Origin of the sequence: Aporhodopirellula sallentina SM41, from assembly GCF_000346505.1 — a bacterium.
In the GTDB taxonomy this organism is placed as follows: Bacteria; Planctomycetota; Planctomycetia; order Pirellulales; family Pirellulaceae; genus Rhodopirellula; species Rhodopirellula sallentina.
The window spans coordinates 1-26,364 of the sequence record NZ_ANOH01000235.1 but is presented as its reverse complement, the minus strand read 5'-3'; the positions used below and the strand labels follow the sequence as shown (position 1 = coordinate 26,364).

Here is a 26,364-nt window from a genome sequence, read left to right as displayed (position 1 = left end):
CTGCTGTCACCTCGTCGCACCCCCTCACACGCGACGATGTCGATCCTGTAAAATCCACGGGAACCAACGATCGACTCCTCAACACGGGTATCTTTTCAGATGAAATCCACCGACCCTGCAAATAACGATGCCCCCGCCAAGGTCGAAACCACTGCAGGAGGCAATGCGGATGCCAAGGTCGAAGCCGCGGTGAAAGCCGCTGTAAAAACCACGGTTGCAAAGACTGCCGAAGTCACCGCAGACGTCACTGCCGAGCGTAACGAAAGGTATCACTCGCTCGGTGCTCACCCGGAAGTCCGCGATGGCGTCGCCGGGGCTCGTTTCGCCGTTTGGGCTCCCAACGCGACCGAAGTCTGCGTTCTGACCGAAGGCAATGGTTGGCAACACGGTTGTGATTGGCTGCACGGCAGTGATTCGGGAGTCTGGTCGGGCTTCATCGCCGGAGCCGGCGTTGGAACGCATTACAAATACAGCGTCCGAACGAAATCAGGCGAAATTCTCGACAAAGCCGACCCGTACGCGTTCTCCGCCGAACACCCGCCGGCGACCGCGTCGATCATCCACGACCTCGATCAATATCGCTGGAACGACGAGGACTGGATGTGCCGCCGAGGCCTCGTCGATTGGCTCAAACAACCGATCAGTGTCTACGAGGTGCAACTGTCCTCGTGGAAACGTCCGTGGGACGGTCGTCGTTATCACACCTACCGTGAACTCGCCACGATGCTGGTCGACTATGTCAAAGAACTCGGGTACACCCACATCGAGTTGATGCCAATCACGGAATTCCCGTTCGACGGATCATGGGGATACCAGGTAACCAGCTACTTCGCACCGACCAGCCGTTTCGGCGGCCCAGACGAATTCCGATACTTTGTCGACCATTGTCACCGAAACAACATCGGCGTGATCATCGACTGGGTGCCCGCCCACTTCCCGTACGACGATCACGGATTGGCTTACTTCGACGGCACCGGACTCTACGAACACGCTGACAAACGGCAAGGGTTCCATCCCGATTGGAACACCCACATTTTCAATTATGGCCGTCAAGAAGTCCGCGACTTCCTCCACGCCAGTGCTCGGTTCTGGTGCAAGGAGTACCACATCGACGGACTGCGAGTCGACGCGGTCGCCTCGATGTTGTATTTGGACTATTCCCGCAACGAAGGCGAATGGGTCCCCAACCAGTTCGGCGGCAATGAAAACCTCGAAGCGATCGAGTTCCTCAAACAATTCAACACCCACCTGCACGCCGACTTCCCTGGCGTGCTGACCATCGCCGAAGAATCGACATCGTTCGGCGGAGTCTCCAGCCCCGTGTATAACGGCGGGTTGGGGTTCGGCATGAAATGGGACATGGGTTGGATGCACGACACGTTGGAATACCTCAAACGTGATTCGATCTATCGCAAATATCACCAAAACGAGTTGTCGTTCCGTTCGGTGTATCAGTTCAGCGAAAACTTCATGCTGCCGCTCTCACACGACGAAGTCGTTCACGGCAAAGGCTCGCTGCTCTCACGGATGCCCGGCGACCAATGGCAACGGTTCGCAAACCTGCGACTGTTGTACGGTTATCAGTACGCTTCGCCCGGCAAGAAACTGTTGTTCATGGGATGTGAGTTCGGGCAATCATCCGAATGGAACGCCGAGAGCCAACTCGATTGGTCGTTACTGCAGTTCGATGTTCACGACGGAGTGAAACGGTTCATCGGCGATCTCAACCGCATCTACAAAGACTACCCCGCGTTGCACGAACTCGACTGTGACCCGGCCGGTTTCTCCTGGATCGCCGCCGACGATGCCGACAAGAGTATCTTCACGTTCTGTCGCCTTGGCTCAGACGGCAGCACCGTGGTGGTTGTGTTGAACTTCACACCGGCACCTCACGCAGGCTACCGAATCGGCGTTCCACAATCGGGCAAATACATCGAGATCATCAACAGCGACTCGAAGATCTACGGCGGCAGCAACGTCGGCAACCTTGGCAAAATCGCTAGCGAGCCGATCCCGGCACACGGTCGCGAACAGAGTCTCAAACTCAACATCCCACCTCTCGCCATGGTCATGCTCTCGGCAACAGACAACTCGGAACCGGATGACGGGGCAACCAGCCCCCGATAGCCTCCGGACCATCGCGAGAACGCGTCGATCGGCTTGCATTTTTGCCTTGTTCGTCGTCGAGACCTGCTCACGGGAAATGCATTGATGGAAGCGTCGCCGCGTGCACAAAAGCGAACGCGATCGCCAACGGTCAGCCAACGACTCATTGCGAAACGGGCTCACGTCTAACAAACGTGAACTCGCAGATTGCGCGAACGCCGACGTGCTATGATGGCGAGGTCTCAATCCCCACCGTCCGTTTCCCCAACGCGGTTATTGCCAGATGAACAGCCCCCTGCTTTGCTTCCTTGCGGTCGCGTGCCTTCTACCAAACGTTCTTCTGGCCGGGGAACGCCCGAACATCGTCATTGTGATGGTCGACGACATGGGGTTTTCCGACATCGGCTGCTATGGCGGCGAAATCAACACGCCCAACCTTGACAAGCTCGCCGAGAACGGAGTGCGTTTTTCGCAGTTCTACAATACCGGACGTTGCTGCCCGACACGCGCATCACTGCTGACGGGTTTGTACTCGCACCAAGCCGGGATCGGTCACATGACGGCCGACCAAGGCGTCCCCGGTTACCGCGGACACCTGAACGATCGATGCGTGACAATCGCGGAAGTACTCGGTGAAGCAGGCACTTTTCGATCATGACCGGCAAATGGCACGTCGGAGCAATCCCCGGCAGCACACCCGCTACCCGTGGCTTCGACCGCAGCCTGAACACGCCCGCCGGCGGTCTGCACTACTCCGATCAGACCGGCCCGAAAGGGGGCACTAAAGTTTTCCTTAACGGCGAGCAAGTCGCTCGCAACGATCCACAATTCAACCCGCCATGGTACGGCACCGAACTTTGGACCACCGCCGGCCTTCGGTTTGTCGACGAGGCGATCGACGCAGACAAACCTTTCGTCTGGTACCTCGCCCATGTCGCACCGCACTTTCCGTGCATGGCACCGGAGGAAACCATCGCGAAATACCGTGGGAAGTTCATGCAGGGATGGGACCAATTGCGAGAACAACGGTATCGACGCCAAATCGAAATGGGCCTGATCGATCCGGATTGGAAACTAACACCCCGGCCCGAAGAAATCCCCGCATGGGATTCACTCTCACACGACGAGCAAACTCGCTACGACGACATGATGGCGATCTACGCCGCCATGATTGAGGAAGTCGATCGCAACGTCGGCCGCATGGTCGACGCCCTTCAAAACAAAGGCCAACTCGACAACACGTTGATACTGTTCCTCTCCGACAACGGAGGCAACGCGGAAGCAGGCATTTCGGGAACATACACCGGCGATCATCCGGGCGACCCGCACTCAAACGTCTTCATCGGACACTGCTGGGCCCATCTGAACAACACGCCCTTCCGAATGTACAAACATTACAACCACGAGGGAGGGACCGCGTCGCCTCTGATCGCTTCATGGCCGGCAAAGATGAAAGCATCGGCCGCGAACAATCAATGGGTCGACACACCCACTCACGTGATTGACCTGATGGCGACCTGCATCGACCTAGCCGGCGCGACTTATCCCAAAACCTTTCACGGAAACGACATCACGCCGATGCAAGGCCAGAGCCTGCGTCCCCTGATCACGGGCGAAGGCGAGATTGCTGATCGTGCACTCTACTGGGAACACGAAGGCAACGCCGCGATCCGCGTCGCCAACAACAAACTCGTTCGCATCGGTAACCGCGGACAATGGGAACTATTTGATTTGGCCAGCGACCGAACCGAACAGGTCAACTTGATCGAACAGAAGCCGGAACTCGCCGAAGCCCTGCAGAGGCAATGGCAAACATGGGCGACCAACTCCAACGTGCTTCCCAAACCGCCGGCAAAGAAAAGCAAACGCGGCAAGAAGAAAACCGACACGAAGAACAACCAAAACCGCCAAGCAAAACCTACGACTTCTCCGTAAAACGCTTTGCCGTAACACGCTTTGCTGCAAAACCTTTTGCTGCAACATACTTTGCGATATCAGACTTCCGCAGCGGCCTTCTGCAACGCAGAAATGTTCGCCCCGGTGATCGCTTCGAGATTGGATTCAATCAACTCGGTCGGCCAATCCCACCAACGAATCTGCAGCAGCGACGCGATGACCTCGTCATCAAATCGCTGACGTGCCGGTTTGGCCGGGTTGCCGGTAACGATCGAGTAGGGTGCGACGTCTTTGGCGACAATCGAACGCGCCCCCACGATGGCTCCATCGCCGATCGTCACCCCCGGCATGACCACCCCCTCCATCCCGATCCAAACATCATTCCCGATGACCGTGTCCCCTTTCGGTGCCGAAACTTGGAACATCGCTTGGATCTCCTCGAGCGTCGTCTGTTTGCTCATCCGAAAATTGTTGAACGGGTACGTCGAGAAACCTCTCATGCTGTGATTCGCTGAACTCGTGATGATTCGCACACCGTGAGCAATCTGGCAAAACTTTCCGATCACCAACCGCTCGGGGCTGAGCGGAAACAAAAACGGAGCCAGATAAGACGCATAGTCCGACAACTCTTCGAGATGGCCAAAGTAAGTAAAGTCGCCGATCTCCATGCGCGGGTGGTCGATCACCTGGTTGAGATGCACGACCGTTTTGATCACTGTTCCATCAGGCATCACCATCGGATGTTTCTTCTTCGGATCGAGCACGTTTCCTCCAATCGCTTTGGATATCGTTGCGGTTCCTGGTTCAGAAAGTCTAACAGAACATAACAATCAACTGCCTCGGCACTTCACGCCCGCCTGAACTGCAACGGACCGACTTTGGATCAGCGAACGCCGTTCGGCGGATGAGTTTGTAAGTTGACAGCGCATAAAAAAACGATGCGACCGGATTTCCGATCGCACCGTTTCGATATGACATTCTCGAGGCACGCTCTGATCAACTGTCAGCGTCGATCAGATGCCTCGATTCATTGGCGAACCCCAACGCGTTCTAGCGAACGGTCGTGTCGTTGCTCTGAGGAGCGGACGCGGTTTCGGGCTGGGTCGACGCAGTCGGTGCGGACGCGGTTTCTTGTGGTTGGGCAGTCGTGCTTTGTGCCGTGCTCAATTGAGCTTGTGCCGCCGCGAATGCATCGAGTTGCGATTCCATCACGTCGGCTTGAGCCATCAACTCAACGTCAGCCGACGCGAGAGCTTGGTCACGTATTTGCGAGATCTCCGCACGACGTTGGCGAGCGGCGACTTGGATCAACGCACCGAGGTCCACGTTGTTTTGAATCACGCCCGCGATTGCAAGTGCGCTGTTGGCTTGAGCGTCGGCTGTCGCGGTCGACTCGGCTTGAGCAGTCGCTGCGCCGTTTGCGGCAGTGTTTGACGCTGCCACCGCCCCACCGATTGCCTCGGCGAATGCACCGTTGGCTTTGGCTTTCGCCTCACCTGCCCACTGGGTCGCGACATCGGTCGCAATCCCCGTCGCCGTATCCGCAGCGGCGGCGGCACGAGCGCGTGCGTTGGATCGAACCACACCGGCAACCCGCAACGGGTTGAACTGACCAAAGATGCTGTCGTAGGCAGCAACGTCCGCCGAGGTGATTTCCATCGGAGCGACCGATGCGTTTGCGTTGGCACGAAGCGATGCGTTGGTCGATGAATTCGCTCGGGCCGATCGGTTCGACTGTGCGGCAATGGCGGCGTTGGCGTCAACGTTCACGTCGGCATTGACGTCCACGCGGACACCGCTCGCGGTTGCAGTGGCACCGTTGATCGCCGATGCAGCCGCGTTGTTGGCTTGGGCTCGTGCACGCAACGCCAAGCGAGCTGCTTGATCGACCGACGATTGGATTTGATTGTTGACGCGAGCTTGAATGCCGTTGGCAATTTGTGCTTGCACGCGTTGCTGCAGTTGTCCTTGCACCTGAGCCTGCACTTGACCCTGAATCTGAGCCTGGACCCGTTGTTGGACTCGTGCCTGAACTTGTTGTTGTACCTGTTGCTGAACCTGGCTTTGAGAACCAGGCAGCAACCCGCCGATTTGCGCAGAGGCGGGGACAGCGATAGTAACACCTGCCAAGAGGGCACCCACCACGCTACGCAATTGTTTACGACTACTCATACTCGTTTTCGCTCCATGCACGAGACTAGTAAAATTCATTCCGTTGGAAATCAGCGAACGGCTGCACATCTGACGGTCAAAATCGAGGGCAATCTGGACTGGCAATTTACTGCCTTGCCGTGTTACGAATCACTTCTGACACTGGCAAATTGTTCACTTTGCGAAACATTAGCGAACCGAGCCCGACGAACGCCAGTCGAATTTGACTCTGGATCGACAAAAGAGATGCAGCAAACAGTTCCCAATGACATCGCCTATCGTTTCCTGTGCTTCTCGGTGCGGATCCGCCGTCAATCCACCACCATCGGCACTCTCACGCGTTGCGTGATGGCATTGGTGGCGGTCCTCGCGGGAGCCGTCGGCAGCGAACTCCCCGGTCAAAACACAACGTTAACCGCCCCCGCCCCCGCCGGCGACACTGCGTCCGCATCAACCGGGAACACAAACCCAGCCCCCTCGGCGAGTCAATTGAAGATGCTCGCCATGATGCAGCAGCGGGTCGAGTCGTCGCCGCACCACAGCGACTCCTGGCGGATGCTGGCGAAACTCCAGTTCGCGATCGGACAACACGACGAAGCGATCGCATCCGCCCGACGCTCCGTCCAAGAAGACCCACATAACGCCGCATCGCATTTTGACCTTGGTCAGTTCTTGACCCAAACCGGCCATTCCGGACAAGCACGCGTTCACTTCGACCGAGTATTCGCCATCGCGCCGCAAAGCTCCTATGCGGGACAACTCCGCGACCAGGGCATCAACGCGCCGCAACCGAGTACCGCGACCCTGCAGCTACCAACCAGCAACACACCACCTGCCGGTTTTCCCTCGATCAATGACTCCGCGCCCTTGGAACTGCCCGCCCTTCCCGCCGGTCAAACTCCGGTCCAACCGGCGAGCTATGAGATCCAATCTTTCGACGGTTCCGACGACGCACAACTGCGGATGGAACAACTCGAAGCCGAAGTGAAAGCTCCGGCAAACCGCCTCCGCGTCTTTCTGAAAACCGGTGTGCTTTACAACTCCAACGTCACGCTGACGCCGATCAGTCGCGAACTGGCTCAAAGTGACAGCGGTGGTTTTCAGGGATTTCTCAATCCTGATATCGACTGGAAGTGGCTACGCACCGACGACATGCGAGCAGGTCCGCTGTTCCGCGGCTACTTCACCGCAAATGAAGAACACGTGTCCGAGTTCAACCTGGCGAGTTTTCAACCCGGTGCATTTTTCGAGAAGGGATTTGAACTCGGTCAGAGCCAAGCGATCGCACGAGTCGACTACGTATTCTCATCGGATTTCTTCGACGGTGACGCGGTCGGTAACCGTCACTCGGGAACCACGTCGCTAACGCTCATTCGCCCCAGCCTGAACGCCTACTACGTTTACCTGACCTTGGCCCAATCGGCGTTCGAGGACGACGGCGCGACGCCTTCGCAAACATCGCTCGACGGCACCACAATCACAACAGGCATCACGGGCTTCTTTCAAACCGGATGGGAACGCTTGCCAATGCACGCCCTCGGAGTCGACTTCGAATCCGCAGACACCGAGGGTGACGACTACCGCTACCAATCAGTGAACCTCCATGGATCAACCGGTTGGAAGTTCGCACCCAAATGGGAGTTCACGCCGACCTGGGGAGTCGGCTATCGCGACTACGGCGACTTCACCGGAACCGTCGCCCGAAACGAACTGTTTTGGCGGGTACACGGACGTCTGCAGTACCAATGGAATGATTGGTTCTCCGTCGCAGCAGTTTGCGGACACGATCGCTTCGCGTCCGACAACGAAGACTTCGATACCGAACGAACCGAAGGCGGCATGGAATTGACGTTCACACGCTAAGCGGCAGCAACGCCGGCGCATAGCGAGCCCAAATCACCCTTGCCCTGGGAGGGTCGGCCCGCTTTGGGCCGGGGAGGGTTTTATGCTGGATTCCATGCTCCGCCCTCCCCTCGCTGCGCTCGCCCCTTCCCGAGCGAGAATGAAGCCTGGAACCGCTAGGATCGAGACCACCGACGTTAGAAACCGCCCGACACCTCTCTCCCGCGAAAGCTCTTTAACGGATGGCTCTCTTGAGCCAATGCGAAGGGATCTCCTGACGTGCGATCCCTGGACGAGAAATCTGTAACTTGGGTACCCGTCCCCGCCACACCGTTTCAGCCCACGGATAGTGCCCCCACAAGTCGACGCGTTGGTTCTGCAGATCCTTGGCCCGCGCGTCGGCGAACGTGACGAGAAATCGGTGGCAACCTTTTTCGAGCGGTATCGACCAGTTTCCACCGCCGTGCCACATTTGTCCGAGGTCCCATTCCTCGCCGTCGACATACACTCGCAAATCATACCCTGGCTCACAGGAGTGATCGACGAACTCATCGGGCGCGTAAAACGTGTATGTCCCGCTTTCGGGAACCTGCAAATATCCGTGATACCGAACCGCGAACGGACCATCGGTGTCTCGCATGCTGACATCGAGCAACGAACTCGTGACGCCCGTCTTCAACGCAGGCAGCACGTCGGCATAGCTCCACAGTTCGAACCATCGCCCCTCGAGGTAGTCGTATTGCAAACCCTGAGTCAACGAGGCTTGCTCGAGTTGAACTGCCGGACGCATTGCCGACTTCTGGAAACTCGCATAGCTGATCGCACTCGAATCGGTTCCGTCTGAGGTAAACGGCGTGTCACGAATCCCGCTTCTCACTGCCCTCGCACGCACAAAGGTGCCTTCGGAAATCTCAAACGGTCCGGTATACCGTTTCCATCCTTTCGCGTGGTGACTCATCCTCTCAATACCCCTGATTCTCTTTCCTCCATCAAAGTTCTCTGCCGACTCAGTCAAATACAGGATTTCGACGCCCGGAGTCTCGCTCGAAATCGAAACGCGAGTCGACTCCACAAACGTGGTCACCGCAGGCGATATGGTCGGAGGATCGATCGGTCGACGAATCGGTTGTGCGTCAAATTTGTTCTCCATCGTGAAACGGAAATCAGCATCGGCGACTTTCTCCTCGACACCTCCCACGCTTACCTTCCTGGCACCGAGAACCAACCCCGTCGTCGGCTGATCAGGTTGCTCCATCATTAACAACGCTTCGCCTTCGATCTCGATCGCCCCTAGCAACAGTTTTTCGAAATCACGACGTGCGGAGAGGAACGAAACCGTGACACCGTCCACGGTGGACGCGCGAACGCCGACAACACGCTCGTCGGACAAGTCGACAACTTCGCTGAGTGGCGTTTCATCCGCGCGATGACCTCGCAATAGCGACAAAAGAACCGTCTCACCCTGTGCTTCCCAGGTCAGCAACACTTCCTTGCCTTTCGTTTTTCGTAATCCATCAAGCGTGATGGTGGGCGTTCGGCGAAAACTGCCGTGACCGATCTCTGCGGGATTCACTTCCAACTTCGCATCCGGCTGGCCTAAGAAACAGACCGTCACGCCCGCGTTATTCGGATTGTCGGTACGGATTCGCATATTTCGAGCATCCACGACGAGTTGATCGTTCGAGGCCGCCGTCTCGTTGTCCGGATCGATCAACACCATCACGTCATTGAGCTTGTTGACATGCTTTTCATCGTTCGACGCGTATCTCAATCGATCGAGCTGCAGATACATCCGCGCCGGCCGTACGTGAAAGATCTGCCGAGTCGTCGACACCCCATTCACAGGATGCGGGCTCGATCGAAACACTCGCTTGCGTAGATCGTGATCGAACTCGGCTCCGGTTTTGAGATAGTTTCCCTGATAGGTCGCTTCCCCAAAATCCATCTGGTCATCGGTGTACCATCGATTGTTCGCCGGCTTTTCGGTTGCACCGCTGAAGACGTCCTGTTTACTGCCGCTCGGACTGCGACCTTCTTCGGGGCACGGTGGCAAACCATCGATCGAGACACCGAGGCTGGTCAGCAACGGGCTCGCGTAGTCATGAAACCGAAAACTCGTCGCGTTCAAATACCCAGGTGCATAGCGATTGGTGACCGGGTACAACGCCGCGCCACCGTTACTGTTAGGGTTGGTCGGATTGACCATATGCAACATCGAGTCTTCGTGCCCCCATCCGCCGCGGAAGTACCAGAGCCCGGTGTACGGCATCCAGTCGGATAGAAACCCCGGCTCCCCGTCGTAGTCGCCGTAGAACTCGGCGATCCGCTGCTGACTCTCGGCTCGCTGTTTGAACTCAAACGGTTTGCGTCCGTGGCCGTATACCGTGTCGATCACCGCTCGCGGCTGCGTCTCGCTCAGGATCGGTTTGCAGAGCGTTGGATAGTAGTTGGGGTGTTCCGGGTCGTGCTTCTTCCACGACGGATGCTTCAACCCCAACTCAATTTCGACCGGCCCAGCGGAAACATCATTGGTGCTCCATCGCACGTGAGCCCCACTGGGAGAAATGTTCTTTACGTGCGACAGAACATTCGTTCGAAAATGGTCGAGGAAATAGGTTTCCATTGCCGGAGTGAACCAACTCGGGCGACCATACTGTTCAAAAATACCGTAGAGCCGCGCCGGTGCATGAATGGTTGTCATGAAATGCCCTTCATCACCGACCTCCACCATCGAACCGTCGCGATACATGTTGTGCGTGAACAGCCGCACAAAAGCCTGACGCATCTCCTTCTCGAGTCGTTCGCCGGCTCGGAAATCCATGATCGCCCGCGAGAACAACCAACCACCAGGCACCGCGTTGTAGGTGTGGTTGAAGGTGCACGTTCGACAAACCCGCCAAATGGAAACCGGCAACTCTTCGACGATCGGCAACATGTACCGTGCGAGCGTCGCCCCGGAAAGGTCCTTCACGAACTCAGGCCGGTCTTCAGCGGCGTTGACCAGATCCAACAAGTTATCCATCGCCGCCCCGCCACACAAAACAAAATGGTCACGGAGCTTACGCGGATCCTGATCGGCCGCCTCTTGGTACCCCAGCGCCCAATCATCCGTCATCGATTCCCACATTCTCAACGCGTCCAGATCGCCGGTCGCTACGTATCGGAGCAAGAGTGGTTGCATTTGAAACGGGTATTCCAGCGGCGCCGGGGGCAGCAACCCAGGTGTGAATGACTTCACAGTGAGATCATTCTTGTCCCCGTATACCTGAATCTTCAGATCACGCGCACGCATGCCAATGCGTGAGTTCGGGTTGGTGATCCAGGAATACTCGAAGTCCCCGTGAACGTGCTTAAGCACGCCGATCGTTTGAAAGAACGGCTTCTTGAACGCCTCCAACGCTTCGGGGTATCGCCCCTGATTCGCGAGACGTTTTACTTCTCTGAGCCCCGGACGATCGAGATTCACGACTCGAAAGAACTTTTCACCGAGCCGGTCGATCTCGGCGGGATCGTTCCGATGTTCGAACCGATCCAACCGGTCTTGATCCGCTTCGGTGAGATTCTGATTGGCCTCGTTGACTGGTTTACCGAGAAAGTCGCGAATGAACTCCGCTTCGCTCAACCAATTCAGGCTGCCTTGCGGAACCACTCGCCCAGCCGGTGCCCCATCGGCCGGTGCCGGCGTGAACGTCCAATGTCCCTTAACTTCTCTCCAATTGCTTGGATAGATGTTGAACACTTCCCATGACACGATCTGTCGGTCTTCGTTGAGAACGAGCAAATACCGCCATCCGAGATCCTGAAACAACTTGAACGGTTTGTCGTCCATGATGTATCGGCTGCGATAGAACTCGATCCTCTCAATCGGCGTTGTCTTACCGAGATCGACTTCAAACGCACAAAGGCTGTGGGCGCCGTCTTTGTAGCCCAGACCATCGGCGGCCCGTTCGAAAGTGTGTGGCCACCGCTGCAACGTGCTCTTGTTACCGTCAACGAGATTTCGAAAGTGAGTCGCGTTTGATTCCGGATCGCGAGCGGTAATGCAGTGCAACGTGAAGTCGTCCGCTTTCTTGAAAACGACGTTTTCGCCTTCCGAGTAGACCTCGAGTTCAGCGACGCCGAGAATCGATGAAAGCCCATTGCCAAAATAGACATAGCGTCCTTCCACCCCCTTGCCGAAGGACACCCCAGACAGGAAGCAACAAAGAGACAGGATCGCGCATGCGCGACGGAGGGAGATATTCATGGTACGCGGAGAGATGTTAGGCGGGGTGAGATGGAGGGCGGCGGGGGTGGGAACTTCGACCAGGAAGGAAAACGCGGAGGGGGACTACGAGAACACCGTCGCGTGACGCGTGCTCTCTTGCTTATTCATGACAATACGCTGGTGATGCAGAGTCGTTAGAGCTGAGCCGAATCGATCACGGGGATCTCGGCGAGCGTTTTCAGTTCGCTCGCACCCAACGCACGATCGAAGACCGCGACACCGCCGATCCATCCGGTAAAGCCGACTGATCGTGCACTGTGGATCGCCCGACCGATCGTGAACGGTCCGCCACTGCGCGAGTCCGCGGGGCTGTAGATCGGATGCGGGAACCACCATGGGTTCTTGCAAACCGCTACCAAATCGCGATCGACGACTTTCCAACTGCCATCGCCTTGCAATTCCGATGTCACACGTACTCGCGTGTATTCGAACTGCTTCAGTTCGACACGTCGCTTCGCAGACTCGCTTACCGTATCGCTCGAAACGAGCTTGTCTTCAGGCGGATGATAGAATTGGTCGTGCGGGTAACTTTCGTCTTCGCCCTTTTGCAGCCCAGGCACGCTGTGCAGTTCTGCTTGCAACCACGCGTTGTAGACCTGCGGAATGGCTTGTTTGATGTTGTCTTGCCATCGTCGCTCGGCTTCGCCACCGAGCCAGCTCTTCAGTTCCTCTTTCTCTGGATCAAACGTCATCGCGAAACACTGCCACGACTGATCCAGCACCTCGCGATCCGAATCGGCCGGTACCTCCGGTGATCGCTCTTGGCTGTACGTCTTGTGCATCGCGTACTTGTACTGAAACGAACCGGCCCCATTTTCGGAGACGTGGCCGCACGAGGAACCCGATCGCTCGAGGCCCGCGAAGACCGCATACTGCCGCTGCCCACGCACCGCATGTTGAATATTTTTGGTCGATCGCTCTTTCAGATCCGTTCCTTCGTGCCAAATCCCAGCCAAATTATGGTTGCCACTCTCACGAATTGCCCACACCACGACACTCACGGGTCGATCTTCACCTTTGATATCGATTGACGAATCGTGCAATCGTTCGCGTGGCACCATCAACAGCGGGCGAAAAGACGGATCGCTCTCGCGTCGGATTTGAATCGCTTGACCAAACGGCCCGCGTCCCAAAAGGGGAAAGTCGTCGTACGTTGCCTTCCGTCCCGTGCCCCAATAGTCGCGCACATAATTGTTGGCGTCGAGCGCAAACTCGTTTTCCGAGTGAGGCGGAACATGTGCAACAAAACGTCTCGCTCCCTCAGGTTCACGCCGCACGAAATCCCAAAACGCAACCAATCCGGGCGTTTCGGTGACGACACCCACATGACGCTCGTACGCGTTGTCGGCTGCATGCGAATCAGGACAGTAGGCGAGCAACGAAACAACACTCGCTATAAAGCCAACAGCACACGTCCGAACCCCACCTCCTGTCATCGGCGAGTGGCCAATGGGCGATCGTTCGCGGCGAAATCCCTCGCTAGTCAGCGGAAGGTTGTTGACATCGACTTGATTCACAGATGAATCTCTCGGAAAACTTTTCGACATAAGAAACGACATTGAACTGAAATAGGAACAAGAAACATTCGACTCACTCCGAGTCAAAACTCCTCATTGCGAGGAGTTTCTACAGTCGCACCAGCACAGAGAACCGGCAAACGGAATCCTCCGCAGACGACACTGCACCGGACGGCTGACTCGCGCCCGACAACAAAGCGGGCAACATCACCGGCAATGAAGCGAGAGCCGTCTGGTGCGTGAGTCGCCATGCGTTAACCGTCAGGCCACAACGTGAGGATCAAACCACCTTACTGAAGCGAAAAACGGATCACAGGCTTCATTCCTGTCCTTCCATTTTCACGTCCTCACTCAATCCGTTGGGATGCTCTTCGAGAAACGCTTCCAACTCGGATCGAGTCGAGTTCAATTCGGGAGCCGACGAACCACCGCAGCCCGCAACAAAACTCAGCGATGCGGCGAAGATCATGGCGACGGCGGTGAAGCTCCCAGTGCATCCAACGGTTTTCACAACCGGGCCGTTGTGCCCCATCCACCGGGCACCACTGCGACGACACGGTCCTGTGATTGATTCAGAACTCACCATCGATCACCTCCTTCGCTCCGCGTGTACCGAGTGCGCCCCACAAACCGAACGGGCTCGGCGAACCTCCAGGCTCGTAATCCCCGCCGTAACCTACCTGACCGCTCATGACGTCGCCGGCTTCAATCGAATCGGTTATAAACCTCACCGCACCGTCCGACATCAACACGTGACACCCGCCTTGGTGACGACTGGCCGGAGGAAGGATCGCCGGATCCGTGTATCGCCAGTGAAAGCAAACTTCGCTGTTGGGAGGTGTGATCGTGGTCATTCCGGTATGCCAAGGAAGCCCCAACGCCCATTTGAAACCACGCCGATTCTCGGCTGCCCCCGTCTCCTCAAGCGTCGAAGGAAACTCCGACGGGTCACGCCAAAAGTTCGGCCGCAGAGGATCGATCGCCTCTCGGCAAACAACCGCACCGCCCGCTTCGCTCACGGCGGGGCTGTACGAGTTTTTGTGCCCAACACCGTGCGTGCGATTATCACGATCACCCAAGTCCGTCAGGATTTCGCCGCCGGCAATCGTGTTCGCCAAACCGTCCAAAATGTCACGGAACGAAGTCTGTCGGTGCGACTGAAAGACGCCCCGGCAACCGGCGAGCATCTGTTTGATGTTGTGCAAGTTTGAATCCGGTTCACCATTCGACCCCACCGCACCGAGGGCCTGTTTTTGAATCGAATCACCGAGGCAGGCCGCATAGTTTGTACGCCCTTGACTCGGCAGCCCCATTCCCGGATCGCTCGGGCAACGGAACGTGGGAACGTTCGTCATCCATGGCGGATAGCTACATCGTCCTTCGTCGGTCAATGAGCGACGAGGATAAGGCCCCATCGGCGGAAAACGATGCAGCTGCTGTGTAGGCTCGAGCAACGGATTGCTGATTTGCTCCCACAACGCCTGCTGCTCAATGAACGGCGTCAACCCAACCAACCAACCAACTCAACTGAAAGTAGTTGTTCGCGGTACTGATCCGCGACTGCTGGTCCGCCATCGGACTCGGATCCCAAATGTTGTCGTCGTTGGCGGTACCACCGCACTGCATCGGCAATCTGTTATAGGCCGAATGATAGTTGTGCAAACCGAGACCGATCTGCTTGAAATTATTGCTGCAACTCATCCGCCGTGCTGCTTCGCGTGCCGCCTGAACTGCAGGCAACAATAAGCCGACCAACACACCGATAATCGCAATCACGACGAGCAATTCCACTAAGGTGAACGCCCGTCTCCAAGGTCGAGTACTGACCATAAAACCACCCTTTTCTTAGTTAGAACAACAATCAAACCAGATCAAGAAAAGCAGGCAAGCGAACCGTCACTCCTGAGCCGTTTAACCAAATACCGGGAGTTGAAGCGTCCTAAACCACAACATGCCGGTCCGATCATCGGCTATAGATACAAGTGACGATGTCCTCTCGGTTGGACGCACAAAGCATGAAACTTTTCACGAAGTTTCAAAATTGTCAGTCCAATCCACGTTGAACCGGCACTCTTGTTAGCAAATGACAACTCCTGAAATTCAATCGAGACCGAGCGCCCCACAAGACGTCGATTCCGACGCCACCGAACAGTTCCTCCGATTGCTCGGACAACATGAACGGATGCTCGCGGCCTTCGTGATGTCGATGCTTCCAAACGTCAGCGACTCCGACGACATTTTGCAGGAAACCAAAATCGCGCTTTGGCAGTCGTTTGATTCCTTCGAGATTGGAACTGACTTTGGCGCCTGGGCACGAAGGGCAGCCTTGTACCGCATCCTCGACTTTCGCAAACGCATGGCGAGGGAAAAATTGAAGTTCGGAATCAGCGAAGAGAATTACCGATCACTCGCCAAAGAGTTCGAAGATTCGACCTCAATAACGAAAAACAAATTTGGCAAACTCGCAACGTGTCTCGCACGACTCCCTGACGAACACCAACAGATGATCCGAATGCGATATATGGAAAAAATGGATATCGATCAAATCGCTTCGGCGAGTGGACGTTCACGAGCGGCAACCTATCGCATCCTCAGCCGCATTCGACTTTCGCTGCGTGAATGCGTGAAGCGTGAGGAATGCCGAATGATGCACGCGTTAGGAGACGGATAAGCGTCCAAGGAAATACCCCCATGAACTCACGCGATCAAACCGCGCTGTGTCGGATCATCGAACGACTTGTTGACGATGACCTGACCGAACAAGACGCGAACTGGCTCAACGATTTACTGCAAAACGATCCGGAAGCGAGAACGCTGTTCCTGGACCTGACGCACGACAACGCCATGTTGTACCTGAATTGGCCCCAACTCGAGCAACATCAGAACCACAATACGCTCCAATCCGATCCGCCGTCTGTCAGCCCTGTCGCCCATCACGCCGCCACAGGTTTGCGGCCGTACTTTTGGAATGGCGTTTCGGTTCTCGCGGTCTGCACCTGCATTCTCATTTCAGCGTGGTTATGGTCCGCACCCCGCCAAACAACGCATGCTCCTTTTGTGGCCACGTTGACGCACAGCAGCAACGCACGTTGGGCCGAAAGCACGCTGCCGACGACCGTCCACACGCCCCTAGGTCCGGGACGCATGCGACTGAAGCATGGCACCTGCACGCTTCGCTACACATCGGGAGTCGAGGTGTTGCTATCGGGAGATGTTGACTTTGAACTGATCGATTCGTCGACCGCCAAATTGCACTCCGGAGTCGCCAAAGCGAAAGTCCCAAAGTCGCTCGACCGCTTTACCATCAACACACCCAACGCATCTTCGGCCGAGCAAGACGGAGAGTTTTCCGTGACGTACAACCCCGGTGATCGCACGTCGCGAATTCGGGTCATCGAAGGAAAGGTATCGGTACGACACCAACAAACCGGCAAACAACGCATCGCTCAAAAGGGCGAAGCCTTGGAAGCCACCCACTCGGATTTGTTGCAAGCCGACAATTCGATCCCGGAGGGCGAACTCCGCATTCCACCACGGTCGAACTATCTCTCCGACGATACCATGCGAATCACCACCGCGATGGGACGCGGCGGGGATGCGACAATCATCATGAGCAACGATCCGACGTTTCTCGATCCCGCGTTGATCACGGTCAAAAACTGCGAGTCCGACTATCGCCGGAAAGGCTATCTCCGCTTCGACTTGAAAACGATCAAAGGATCCAACTTCGATAACGCGAAACTCATTCTTACTCTGCAGGAAACCCACTGGGCGCACCTACGGGCCCCTCACGACGTTCTCTACTCGGTCTTCGGCGTCACGGACGAATCGCTCGATGGCTGGAGGCCCGAAGACCTGCGTTGGGAGAACGCTCCCGCCAACGTCGATGCGTCCGATCAAGTCGACGAATCAAAAGCCAGACGACTCGGTTCGATGCTTGTCATCGACGGACGGGCAACCGGACAGGTCGCACTGCAGAGCAAAGAGTTGAATCAGTTTCTCCAAGAAGACACGAACGGTCTCGTTACCTTGATCGTCGTCCGAGACAGCCCCGTCTCATCGGACGACTATTCCACGCCAAACGGCTTCGCGAGTCGACGTCACAACTCGCAGTTGCCGCCCACGCTGGAAGTTCAACTCGTTGCAAACGAAGAATCAATTTAGAGATCTTCATCAACGAGTATTCGATGCCGCCGGACCTCGGAGATCGGAATCTTCGCGAATCCAGCTACGCGAATTGGACACGCCAAACTTCACCTTGCTCTCGCCAACGCAGGCTCCCATGAAACTCCATTCGCTGTTGTTCGCAATTTTGCTGGGTTGCACATCGACGTGCATCACCCAAGCTGAACAGATTGTTCCGATCTGGCAGTTGAACCGAGACACTGCCGACGTGACAAACGACGTGACAGAGAACCAATCGCAAACGTCCGACGAACATCGCGAAGTATCGATTGATGCAGAAAGAATTCTCACGCTGCCCTCTCAAATTCTCGGTTCGCAAACGGATTTCACCATCGAGTTCGAGATCAAGCGTCCCAACCAAACGGTTCCCGGCCACGCCGTAGTCTTGGCTTCGAACGCTTCCCACGACGCGGAGAATGGATTCCGTCTGATCTATCATCCTCCGCCGTACAACGCCGCGTGGGTGATGTGCAACGGATACCGCACCGTGGAGAAACGTGGCTTTCTCAATTCCAAATTCAACACGATCACGCTGGTCGCCCACAACAAGCAAATGTCGATCTTCCTCAACGGGCTGATTCTGGCGGTTACCAACGAAGTCAGTCCGAGCGATACGCCTCTGCAGTTCGGTGGTGCATTGCACGACACACGCCCACCCCAAACCTACCCACTCCGCAACATTCGCATCTACGATCGAGCGATATTTCCGACCGATTTTGATCCGTCGCTCAAACGCATGCGGAACTACAGCGGGGATCAGTACATGATCCAGCGCGCACCGATCGAAAACGAGTTGCTGCCCCGCATTCTGGTCGTCGGTGATTCCATCTCGATGGGATACAGAGGGTTCATCACCGACCATTTCGCCGGCCGAGCACACGTCGACTACTGGGTCGGATCTGGCGTCGAGTGGTACGGCAATGACATCCGTGCAAAGGACGCCAAAGCTGCGATAGCTTGGAGAGGAGTGCTCTCCCATGGGCCCTACGACGTCATCACTTGGAACGCGATGACACTGCATTGGTGGAACAGTCAACATGAGGTCCGCTGCCCGGTCGATACGCTCGAACGAAACATCGATGATGCAGCCGGACTCCTTGAGGAACTCGCCCCAGAGACCAAAGTTATCTGGGTACGCTGCACTCCGATTCGATCGATTCGACCTGACGGCAGTCACACGCTCAACAACCCCGACAACGAACGCGTCAAACGATACAACGCGATCGTGGACGATGTAATGCGAAAACGCGGGATCCCAATCGTCGATCTCAACCCAGTCGCATCGGACCAGCTACACACGATCGCCACGGGTTCGCAAGACACGCTGCACTGGGGACGTGAAACGTCGCAGATGTTTGCCAACAAAATCATCGTAGAAATCGAAAACGCGATCACCGAACCAACTCTCGCGACCGGAGCCAACTAGTGCCATCTCAACTTCGAGTCTCGTTCGTAGTGATCGGACTTCTCACGTCCGTGTCGTTGCTCAACGGCGAACAACCACGAGACCTCCGTGCCGCGACCGGTCGTTCGATAGAGACGGAAACTTCTGCCGTCCCCTTTGCCGATGGCGATCGGATTTGCTTCCTCGGAGACAGCATCACCGCGGGTGGCTACTACCAGACGATCATTTCGAACTACTACCTGACACGATACCCGGATCGCCAGTACCAATTCATCAACGCGGGAAGGTCTGGTGATACAGCCGGCGGGGCGCTCAAACGTCTCCAGGAAGACGTCATCGACAAGCGTCCGACATCCGTCGTCATCATGTTCGGAATGAATGATGTCTATCGACACACCTACGTCGACAACCCGACCGAAGACGATATGCGAAAACAAAAATTCGCACTCGATCGCTTTCGCGAAAACATGACGAAACTGGTCGACCGTCTCAAACGCGATGCGAATAATCCCAAACTAGTTTTCTTGACTCCTACTCCGTTCGATCAAACCGTCATTCTCGATCGCGAAAATCAACCGGGATGTAACGACGGACTCGCCCGCTGTGCATCGATTGTCCGCAACATCGCCCGAGCGAACGACGCGTCACTGGTCGATCTGCATGGTCCGATGACCGAATTCAATTTGCGACAACAACAAACCGATCCGACGTACACCATTGTCGGTCCCGATCGAATTCACCCTCGCGACGAAGGTCGGCTGATGATGTCTTGGTTGATCCTGCGAGCCCAACATGTGCCTCCGATCATCTCCGGGGTCGCGATCGACGTCCCAAATTCAGACACGGCCGACTGCACCAATGCGGTGATTTCCAACATCTCGGCGTCCAGTAGTGAGATCCAGTTCGAAATGCTCGAGAACGCCCTGCCGTTGCCGATCGAATCACGACTCAGGCAGTTCAGCTCGTTGCTGCCAATCGCGAACGACCTGTGCCAGCAAATCGTTTCCGTGCGAGGACTCGACGATGGAAAATACGAAATCAGAATCGATGGAACCACGGTAGCCGAACACACCAACCGAGATCTCGAACACGGTATCAACTTGGCTCTCAACAAGCTGACACCGATGTACCAACAAGCCCTCACGGTCACGCAACTAAACTCAAAACGACGTGAAGCCGAGGCATTGGCGTGCAGCCTGCTCAACACTCGGCGTTGGATGCAAAGGCACTACCAAATCGATGTCGACGATCCAGAGGCAGTTCAAGCGCACTACGATAGCTTTGACGACAAACGGCAATACAATGCCAGCATGGCGAAGCGATACATCGAGCACTGGCCTCGCTACGCCGAGATCCTTGAAGAAGTCAAAACATACCAGGCGGAGATCGAAAAGCATCGCGCGCCGACCACCCATCTTTTCCAAATCACACGCATCCCGTGAGCAGGCTTTTCACCATGCACCGGTTGGTCACGTGGAGAGGCGAACACGTTTGGTCGCAACCCAGATTCTCGTCGCGAAATGCTAGATTGACTCCGGCCAGGTAACCGGATCGCAATCCAGCGGACATGGAAAACGATCGAGCCGATCCAGGTACACGCCGCCGGAGCCGTAGAACGGACCGAGCGGACCTCGCCACATGAGAGCAACGGACACGTCGACTTCCGCGCCCGCGACGACCATGTGAATTGCGATCCGTTGATGCGCCATCGGGTTTTCGTGGATCAGGCCCACCGACTTCGAACCGACGTCACGAGTAATCATGTCGAACGGCTCACCGATGGGATGATCTTGATCGTCAATGGCAACGCCAATCACGGGAATCATCATTGCAAAGCGTCCCTCGCGACGACGCTGTCGCCCCTTGTATATAGTCGCATTAACGAATTGACGTCTCGCAAATGCGACGAGCTGAGGTGATAGCGTTCCGGTGTAGCCGCAATTTTCGATGGTTTGATTCATCTGTCTGCCTATTCGACGCGAGTTCGACGGTGCAACGTGAGTGAGCGAAAAAATGGGGCAAGTAAACCAACATGGGTCACAACCGAAGCACCAAGCCTACAAATCGTCGTGACGGCGACACTCTCTCCACAACACGAACAGAGACGTGACGATTATCTTTGTTTTGCAGGCGCCAAAGCCCCGAATACGTCACTCTTCCGGCCAAGAGGGCTGGTCGCCATTTCCATGCTTCGAACTCCCGTCGCTTCGTTCGCCCCTCCTGGAGGGAGGATGAAGCCTGGAACTGCTTGAATCGAAAGAGCGAATGAATCTGCATGCACGCGACACTCTTTATCGCAATTTAACATTTGACCCGCCCGATCCCCGTCGCAGGATTCTCCAAACCTGACGCCACCGAAATCGGACGCAATCAGCTACAGCATCTCGAAATCGCGCTCACGTTTAGCGTTGTGAATGCCCGGACCTCGCAATATGCGACGCGAACCTCACTGGTCATTGAGGGCGCATCGATCTGGTCATCGTGGAAGATGACCGTTCAGCGGAACTGTCGCGAAACGACTGACGAACTCTCTCGTTGCGTTCGATGCCACTCGTGAAGCCGCAATCGCAACAATTTGTGAACTCCCTTTCCGCCGTGATGGTGACGTGGCGCGCGACTTGCAAAAGCCGCGATGAAACTGTTTTTCAGTTCCTCCAACAATCCAAAAAGGAAACACATATGTTTTATCATGACGGCGGCAAACTTCAGTATCCCGTACGAGTCGAAAAGCCAAGCCCGTTGTTTGCCAAAGCGTTGCAACAGGCAATCGGTGGTATCCAAGGCGAGGTTCGTGTTTGTTTGCAGTACCTGTTTCAGGCATGGGGTGCTCGTGGTCCCGCAAAGTACCGCGACATGCTACTGGAGACCGGTACCGAGGAGATGGCTCACATCGAAATGCTGGCGACCGCCGTCGCGTTGAACCTCGAAGGAGCACCGCTCGAACAAGAGGAGGCCGCGAAAGATCCGTTGGTGATGGCGGCGATGGGTGGCATGAACATTCAACATGCTATCGGCACCTGCATGGCAGCGATGCCCGTCGACAGTGAAGGGGTTCCGTTCAACTGCAGCCATGTATATGCCAGCGGCAACGTAGCGGCCGATATGCTCGCGAACGCAACCGCAGAATCCACCGGTCGCATGCTAGCGGTTCAACTGTGGAAGATGACCGACGATCCGGGAATGAAGGACATGTTGAGCTACATGATTGCCCGCGACACGATGCATCAAAACCAATGGCTTGCCGCGTGGGAAGAACTCGGCGGCCCCGAAAACCATCCAATCCCGAACTCCTTCCCACAGGAAGAAGAGAACAGCGACTACGCCTACGCGTTCATGTCCTTCGGTGTCTCGGATGACTTCAAAACCCCGCACGGTGCGTGGACGAAAGGAAAGTCCTTCGATGGCAAAGGCAAGAACTCCGCCGTGCAAATGCGTCCGCTCGGGGACAAGCCAAACCTGGGTGCCGCGTCACCAAAAACAGCCGCTCAAAAAGGACAAATGAAAGAGTAACTGTCGGCGTTCGATGTCGATCAATCACCCCGATCCATGCAAAGGAAATTCGATGGAATCTGAAATCCAACGCCGCCACGTAGTCGGTGGGTTGCTAGGAGGTGTCGGCGGAATCGCCAGCCTGCTCGCAAGCGGTCAATCCAACGCGGCGAACTCAAAAGATGACAACTCGGCTGTCTTCTGTAGTGAACTGACCATTCCACCTTCGCTCGACGGCAAGAACCAAATCCGCCAGTTCGTTCGCACGAACGTTCAGGGAGGACACGTGTTCTGCACGCTCACCGAGCAGGACAACGAGAACCCGGCGATCACTTCCGTTTTCGCTACCCCCGTAACTCGCAAAGGTGAAGTTGGCGCGGAAATTGCGATCAACTTTCTCGGCGACCCGCGAGGCAATGTCACGATGAGCGTTCTGCACGTCGGCAGCCAAGTCTAGTCACAGCATCCTTTTCGTAGCGTCTCCGCAAAACAACTGAGATGGGGCAGCGGCAGCTTTGCTCGTCACGCCCCATCTCTTTGCCGAAGATCGCTGCCAAATCCAGACTCGCGGGTTGCCACGTCACAACGATTGGATGCATCGCACTCGGCTGCGCAGCAACACGTGCCGGTCCAACTCAACACTTTCAACACAACATTGATATGATCAAGCCACAAACCAAAGTCCCTGAACTCTCCGTCCAAACCATCGGCGGAGAAGAATGGAAACTCGGTGACCAAAGTCCCGAGCACTTCACGTTCGTGTTTTTCTACCGCGGATATCACTGTCCAATCTGCAAGAGCTATCTGCGGAGCATCGACCGCAAATTCGACGAACTCTCCTCGATGGGTATCAACGCGATCGCGATCAGCAGCGATTCGGAAGACCGTGCCAAGAAGAGCAAAGACGAATGGAAGATTGAGAACCTTCCGATAGGTTATGAGTTGCCGATCGATAAAGCACGCCAGTGGGGGCTTTATGTTTCGAAGGCGATCAAGTCGGAGGAGCCCGAGGTGTTCAGCGAACCGGGACTCTTCATCGTTCGGCCCGACGGGGAACTCTATGCCTCGTCGATCCAAACGATGCCTTTCACCCGGCCGGGCATCGATGAGCTGATCTCTGGATTCCAGTTCATCATCGAGAAGGGGTATCCCGGGCGCGGCGAAGCGTAAGCACGCCGGCTCGTTTCCCCGAATGCCAATCGGCTTGCGGCCCATCTTGGCCGCGTGTCGTTTCCAGCGTTTTTAGAATTGATATGGCCAATCTTCGGTGGCCTGAGTTCTGGCGAATCCGGCTACGGGGATTCGGCGCGTCAGAGGTTGAAGTGCTCTAGCGCTTCGCAACCACTTCCGCGATGGAACGCAACGCATTTTGTTTCCGCGGCGTGTCGGGTTGGAAGTCAAATGCGCGTAGATAGCGAGCGGAATCGTTCGCGTCCTCGGACTCGGCGAGAATCTTCGCGAGCCACTCGCTCGTCATCGATGCACGGCTTCGCCAAATCAAATCACGCCCCGCCCGCGTGTCCCACTGATCTCCAACTGTTTCGATCCAACCGGTCAGGCACGCGTCCCAATTGCCGTCAGCGGCAATTCCCAATGCCTCGACGTACCATCGGTCGTTTCCGTCATGCTGTTTGGCCAAGTCGACCCAAACCGGAACCATTTCATCCCCCAGTCCACGTAACGACAACGCCGCCTCCCGACGCACTTGCGGAGAATTGTCCGCAGCGAATCGCGCCGCGAGTTTCACAATGTTCATGCCGTGCTGTTTTGCAATTCGGATCCCGGCACAGCGGACATGCGGATCGTCGTCTTGTGCAGCCAGACGCACCGCTCGGTGTGTGTCCAATGAAGCGAGCACCCACAACGCTCGCGATCGCTCGTACGCTTTCTGCGATTGACGAGCCATCTCGGTCAAACGCTTGATGACAGTCGCAACGTCGGCTTCACCTCTCGTCTGACGCAGCCGTTCGGCAGCCAGAAAACGCGTCGAAACGTTGGGACTCTTCAAACCCGCGATCGTTCCTTCGAGTGTTTCGAAATCGACCTCAGGAACGTCGTATCGATCCGCACCGTCCCGACCGGTGACGCGAAAAATGCGACCTCGTTCGGTGTCTCCCATGCGGTGGCCGCCGACGCCTGGATCGTACCAATCGGCGACGAACAATGATCCGTCGGGTGCGACACAGACATCCACCGGTCGGAACCAACGGTCACGCGTGCCGGTCAACATTTCGTTTTGCTCGCCGATATAGCCGGCACCGTCATTTTCGATTTGATACATGCGAACCGAGTTAGGCCCGGGGTCGCAGTGAAGCAACTCGTTGTGATATCGCGACGGAAGCGTCTCTCCTTCATAACGAATGATTCCTGTAGGCGATCCAGCACCGGTTTGCACCACGTTGGGAATCACGCCGGGATCTCGCAAGTGCCAATGCCTCAGTGGGATGTCCTCGTGCATGCCGGTCCGGCGGACTCGCCACGTGGAACCGTCCATCTCGCCGCGATACCCATAGTTACCAAACGGCATGACATAGTTGATTCGCGTCGCGCGGTTACCGTCATCATCGTTATCGGATTGCCAAATCGTGCCGAACGAATCGACGCACAGTTCCCAGTTGTTTCGGAAGTTCCACGCGAGCGTTTCAACGTTGCTCCCGTCGAGATCGCAACGAAACACCATTCCTTGTTGATAAGGTTTCCCGTGATCTCGCACTTCACGACCTGATCGATCGACAATCGGGTTCCCATCGGCATCTTTGATCTGATGACCTTCGTTGCCAAAGTTGAAGTACAGCTTTCCATCAGGGCCCGGAACAAACGCGTGGATTCCGTGGTCGTGCTCGACACCGCCGATGCCGCTGAACATCATTTCTTTGCGGTCGGCGACGAGGTCACCATCGTCATCGAAAAACGAGCAAACTTGGTCGCCAGCGGAAATAATCACGCGATCCCCCAGCACGCAAATCCCGTGGGCGGAGTTCACGTCGTTTCCCTGGTAGAAGACCGTCGATTTATCTGCCGCACCGTCGTGGTCAGTGTCTTCGAGCACCAAGATTCGATCGCCTTCGGAACGAACCGGATTGTTCGGATTGCGAAAATGCCGATAGTTGACGACTTCGCAAACCCATACTCGGCCAAGATGGTCCACGTCGATATTGCTGGGGTTGCGAAGTTCGGGCTCAGCGGAAAAGAGCCGAGCGGAAAGATCGTCGGCGATTTCAATTCCCGCCAAAGCGTCTTCGGATTCATGCGACGCAGCCGGTTCTGATTGGCCGGCATTGCTGCTGCGAATATGAGATCCACTTTGCGTTTTCTTCTTCAGCAGCACGAGATAGTCGACCATGTCCACGAGTTCTTGAACCGTCATCAATTGATGGAGATTCTCCGGCATCAACGAGACATCGCGGCGCACCATCTCTTCGATGTCCTCGGCGGGAATCGTTCGGTCCACACCCTCGGCGGTCTTGATCGTCACTTCCTCGTCGGTTTGATTGACCAGTAAACCG

Annotated in this window: 16 protein-coding genes and 2 pseudogenes; 10 read left to right on the top strand and 8 right to left on the bottom strand. The window is 56.1% G+C overall.

The features are described 5' to 3' along the window. Positions 1 to 99 precede the first annotated feature (99 nt). Positions 100 to 2,127 carry a 1,4-alpha-glucan branching protein GlgB gene (gene glgB, locus RSSM_RS16135; RefSeq protein ID WP_008680855.1) on the top strand — a complete coding sequence of 676 codons (2,028 nt, stop codon included), beginning with the start codon at positions 100 to 102 and terminating at the stop codon, positions 2,125 to 2,127. Positions 2,128 to 2,389: 262 nt separating this feature from the next. Continuing rightward, positions 2,390 to 4,041 (top strand): annotated as a pseudogene (locus tag RSSM_RS16130) (arylsulfatase). A 59-nt stretch (positions 4,042 to 4,100) separates the two neighbouring features. Here RSSM_RS16130 and RSSM_RS16125 read toward each other — a convergent pair. Both RSSM_RS16125 and RSSM_RS16120 read right to left on the bottom strand, forming a co-directional pair. Next, positions 4,101 to 4,766 carry a CatB-related O-acetyltransferase gene (locus RSSM_RS16125; RefSeq protein ID WP_236621184.1) on the bottom strand — a complete coding sequence of 222 codons (666 nt, stop codon included), beginning with the start codon at positions 4,764 to 4,766 and terminating at the stop codon, positions 4,101 to 4,103. A gap of 286 nt (positions 4,767 to 5,052) precedes the next feature. Next, positions 5,053 to 6,174, bottom strand: a complete 1,122-nt coding sequence (locus tag RSSM_RS16120; RefSeq protein WP_063709081.1) for a hypothetical protein — start codon at positions 6,172 to 6,174, stop codon at positions 5,053 to 5,055. Positions 6,175 to 6,399: 225 nt separating this feature from the next. Here RSSM_RS16120 and RSSM_RS16115 point away from each other — a divergent pair, with 225 nt between their 5' ends. Beyond that, complete coding sequence (locus RSSM_RS16115) at positions 6,400 to 8,016, top strand: tetratricopeptide repeat protein (RefSeq protein WP_008680844.1); 1,617 nt, start codon at positions 6,400 to 6,402, stop codon at positions 8,014 to 8,016. Between the two features lie 214 nt (positions 8,017 to 8,230). Here RSSM_RS16115 and RSSM_RS16110 read toward each other — a convergent pair whose 3' ends face one another. The 4 genes and pseudogenes from RSSM_RS16110 to RSSM_RS16090 all read right to left on the bottom strand — a co-directional run bounded on the left by RSSM_RS16110 (position 8,231) and on the right by RSSM_RS16090 (position 15,609). Next, positions 8,231 to 12,241 (bottom strand): hypothetical protein, encoded by a 4,011-nt coding sequence (locus tag RSSM_RS16110; protein ID WP_063709079.1) that lies wholly within the window; start codon positions 12,239 to 12,241, stop codon positions 8,231 to 8,233. Between the two features lie 155 nt (positions 12,242 to 12,396). Next, complete coding sequence (locus RSSM_RS16100; RefSeq protein WP_008680841.1) at positions 12,397 to 13,779, bottom strand: LamG domain-containing protein; 1,383 nt, start codon at positions 13,777 to 13,779, stop codon at positions 12,397 to 12,399. Between the two features lie 319 nt (positions 13,780 to 14,098). Next, complete coding sequence (locus RSSM_RS16095; RefSeq protein WP_144059866.1) at positions 14,099 to 14,365, bottom strand: hypothetical protein; 267 nt, start codon at positions 14,363 to 14,365, stop codon at positions 14,099 to 14,101. Next, positions 14,352 to 15,609: pseudogene (locus tag RSSM_RS16090) on the bottom strand (DUF1559 family PulG-like putative transporter). Before RSSM_RS16090 ends, RSSM_RS16095 begins: the two are co-directional and overlap by 14 nt. 253 nt (positions 15,610 to 15,862) lie before the next feature. Between RSSM_RS16090 and RSSM_RS16080 the strand changes: the two are divergent. The 4 genes from RSSM_RS16080 to RSSM_RS16065 all read left to right on the top strand — a co-directional run bounded on the left by RSSM_RS16080 (position 15,863) and on the right by RSSM_RS16065 (position 20,811). Then, positions 15,863 to 16,450, top strand: a complete 588-nt coding sequence (locus tag RSSM_RS16080; protein WP_008680833.1) for a sigma-70 family RNA polymerase sigma factor — start codon at positions 15,863 to 15,865, stop codon at positions 16,448 to 16,450. 20 nt (positions 16,451 to 16,470) lie between these two features. Continuing rightward, positions 16,471 to 17,943, top strand: a complete 1,473-nt coding sequence (locus RSSM_RS16075; protein WP_008680832.1) for a DNRLRE domain-containing protein — start codon at positions 16,471 to 16,473, stop codon at positions 17,941 to 17,943. A gap of 118 nt (positions 17,944 to 18,061) precedes the next feature. Further along, complete coding sequence (locus RSSM_RS16070; protein ID WP_144059865.1) at positions 18,062 to 19,390, top strand: SGNH/GDSL hydrolase family protein; 1,329 nt, start codon at positions 18,062 to 18,064, stop codon at positions 19,388 to 19,390. Continuing rightward, positions 19,390 to 20,811 carry an SGNH/GDSL hydrolase family protein gene (locus RSSM_RS16065; protein WP_144059864.1) on the top strand — a complete coding sequence of 474 codons (1,422 nt, stop codon included), beginning with the start codon at positions 19,390 to 19,392 and terminating at the stop codon, positions 20,809 to 20,811. The genes RSSM_RS16070 and RSSM_RS16065 overlap by 1 nt, the downstream gene beginning before the upstream one ends. Before the next feature lie 81 nt (positions 20,812 to 20,892). On the opposite strand, the gene RSSM_RS16060 is transcribed toward RSSM_RS16065, so the two are convergent. After that, a complete protein-coding gene (locus RSSM_RS16060) occupies positions 20,893 to 21,330 on the bottom strand; it encodes a hypothetical protein (RefSeq protein ID WP_008680829.1) in 438 nt (145 codons plus the stop codon). Between the two features lie 718 nt (positions 21,331 to 22,048). Here RSSM_RS16060 and RSSM_RS16050 point away from each other — a divergent pair. From RSSM_RS16050 to RSSM_RS16040, 3 genes are all read left to right on the top strand, one after another. Then, positions 22,049 to 22,879: a manganese catalase family protein gene (locus RSSM_RS16050; protein WP_044302736.1), complete on the top strand. Its 831-nt coding sequence runs from the start codon at positions 22,049 to 22,051 to the stop codon at positions 22,877 to 22,879. A gap of 52 nt (positions 22,880 to 22,931) precedes the next feature. Further along, positions 22,932 to 23,315 carry a hypothetical protein gene (locus RSSM_RS16045; RefSeq protein WP_236621183.1) on the top strand — a complete coding sequence of 128 codons (384 nt, stop codon included), beginning with the start codon at positions 22,932 to 22,934 and terminating at the stop codon, positions 23,313 to 23,315. 203 nt (positions 23,316 to 23,518) lie between these two features. Continuing rightward, positions 23,519 to 24,028 carry a peroxiredoxin-like family protein gene (locus RSSM_RS16040; RefSeq protein ID WP_008680820.1) on the top strand — a complete coding sequence of 170 codons (510 nt, stop codon included), beginning with the start codon at positions 23,519 to 23,521 and terminating at the stop codon, positions 24,026 to 24,028. 157 nt (positions 24,029 to 24,185) lie between these two features. Here RSSM_RS16040 and RSSM_RS16035 read toward each other — a convergent pair. Beyond that, positions 24,186 to 26,364, bottom strand: a 2,179-nt coding sequence (locus RSSM_RS16035) for a PVC-type heme-binding CxxCH protein (RefSeq protein ID WP_044302731.1), incomplete at its 5' end; no start/stop codon positions are given.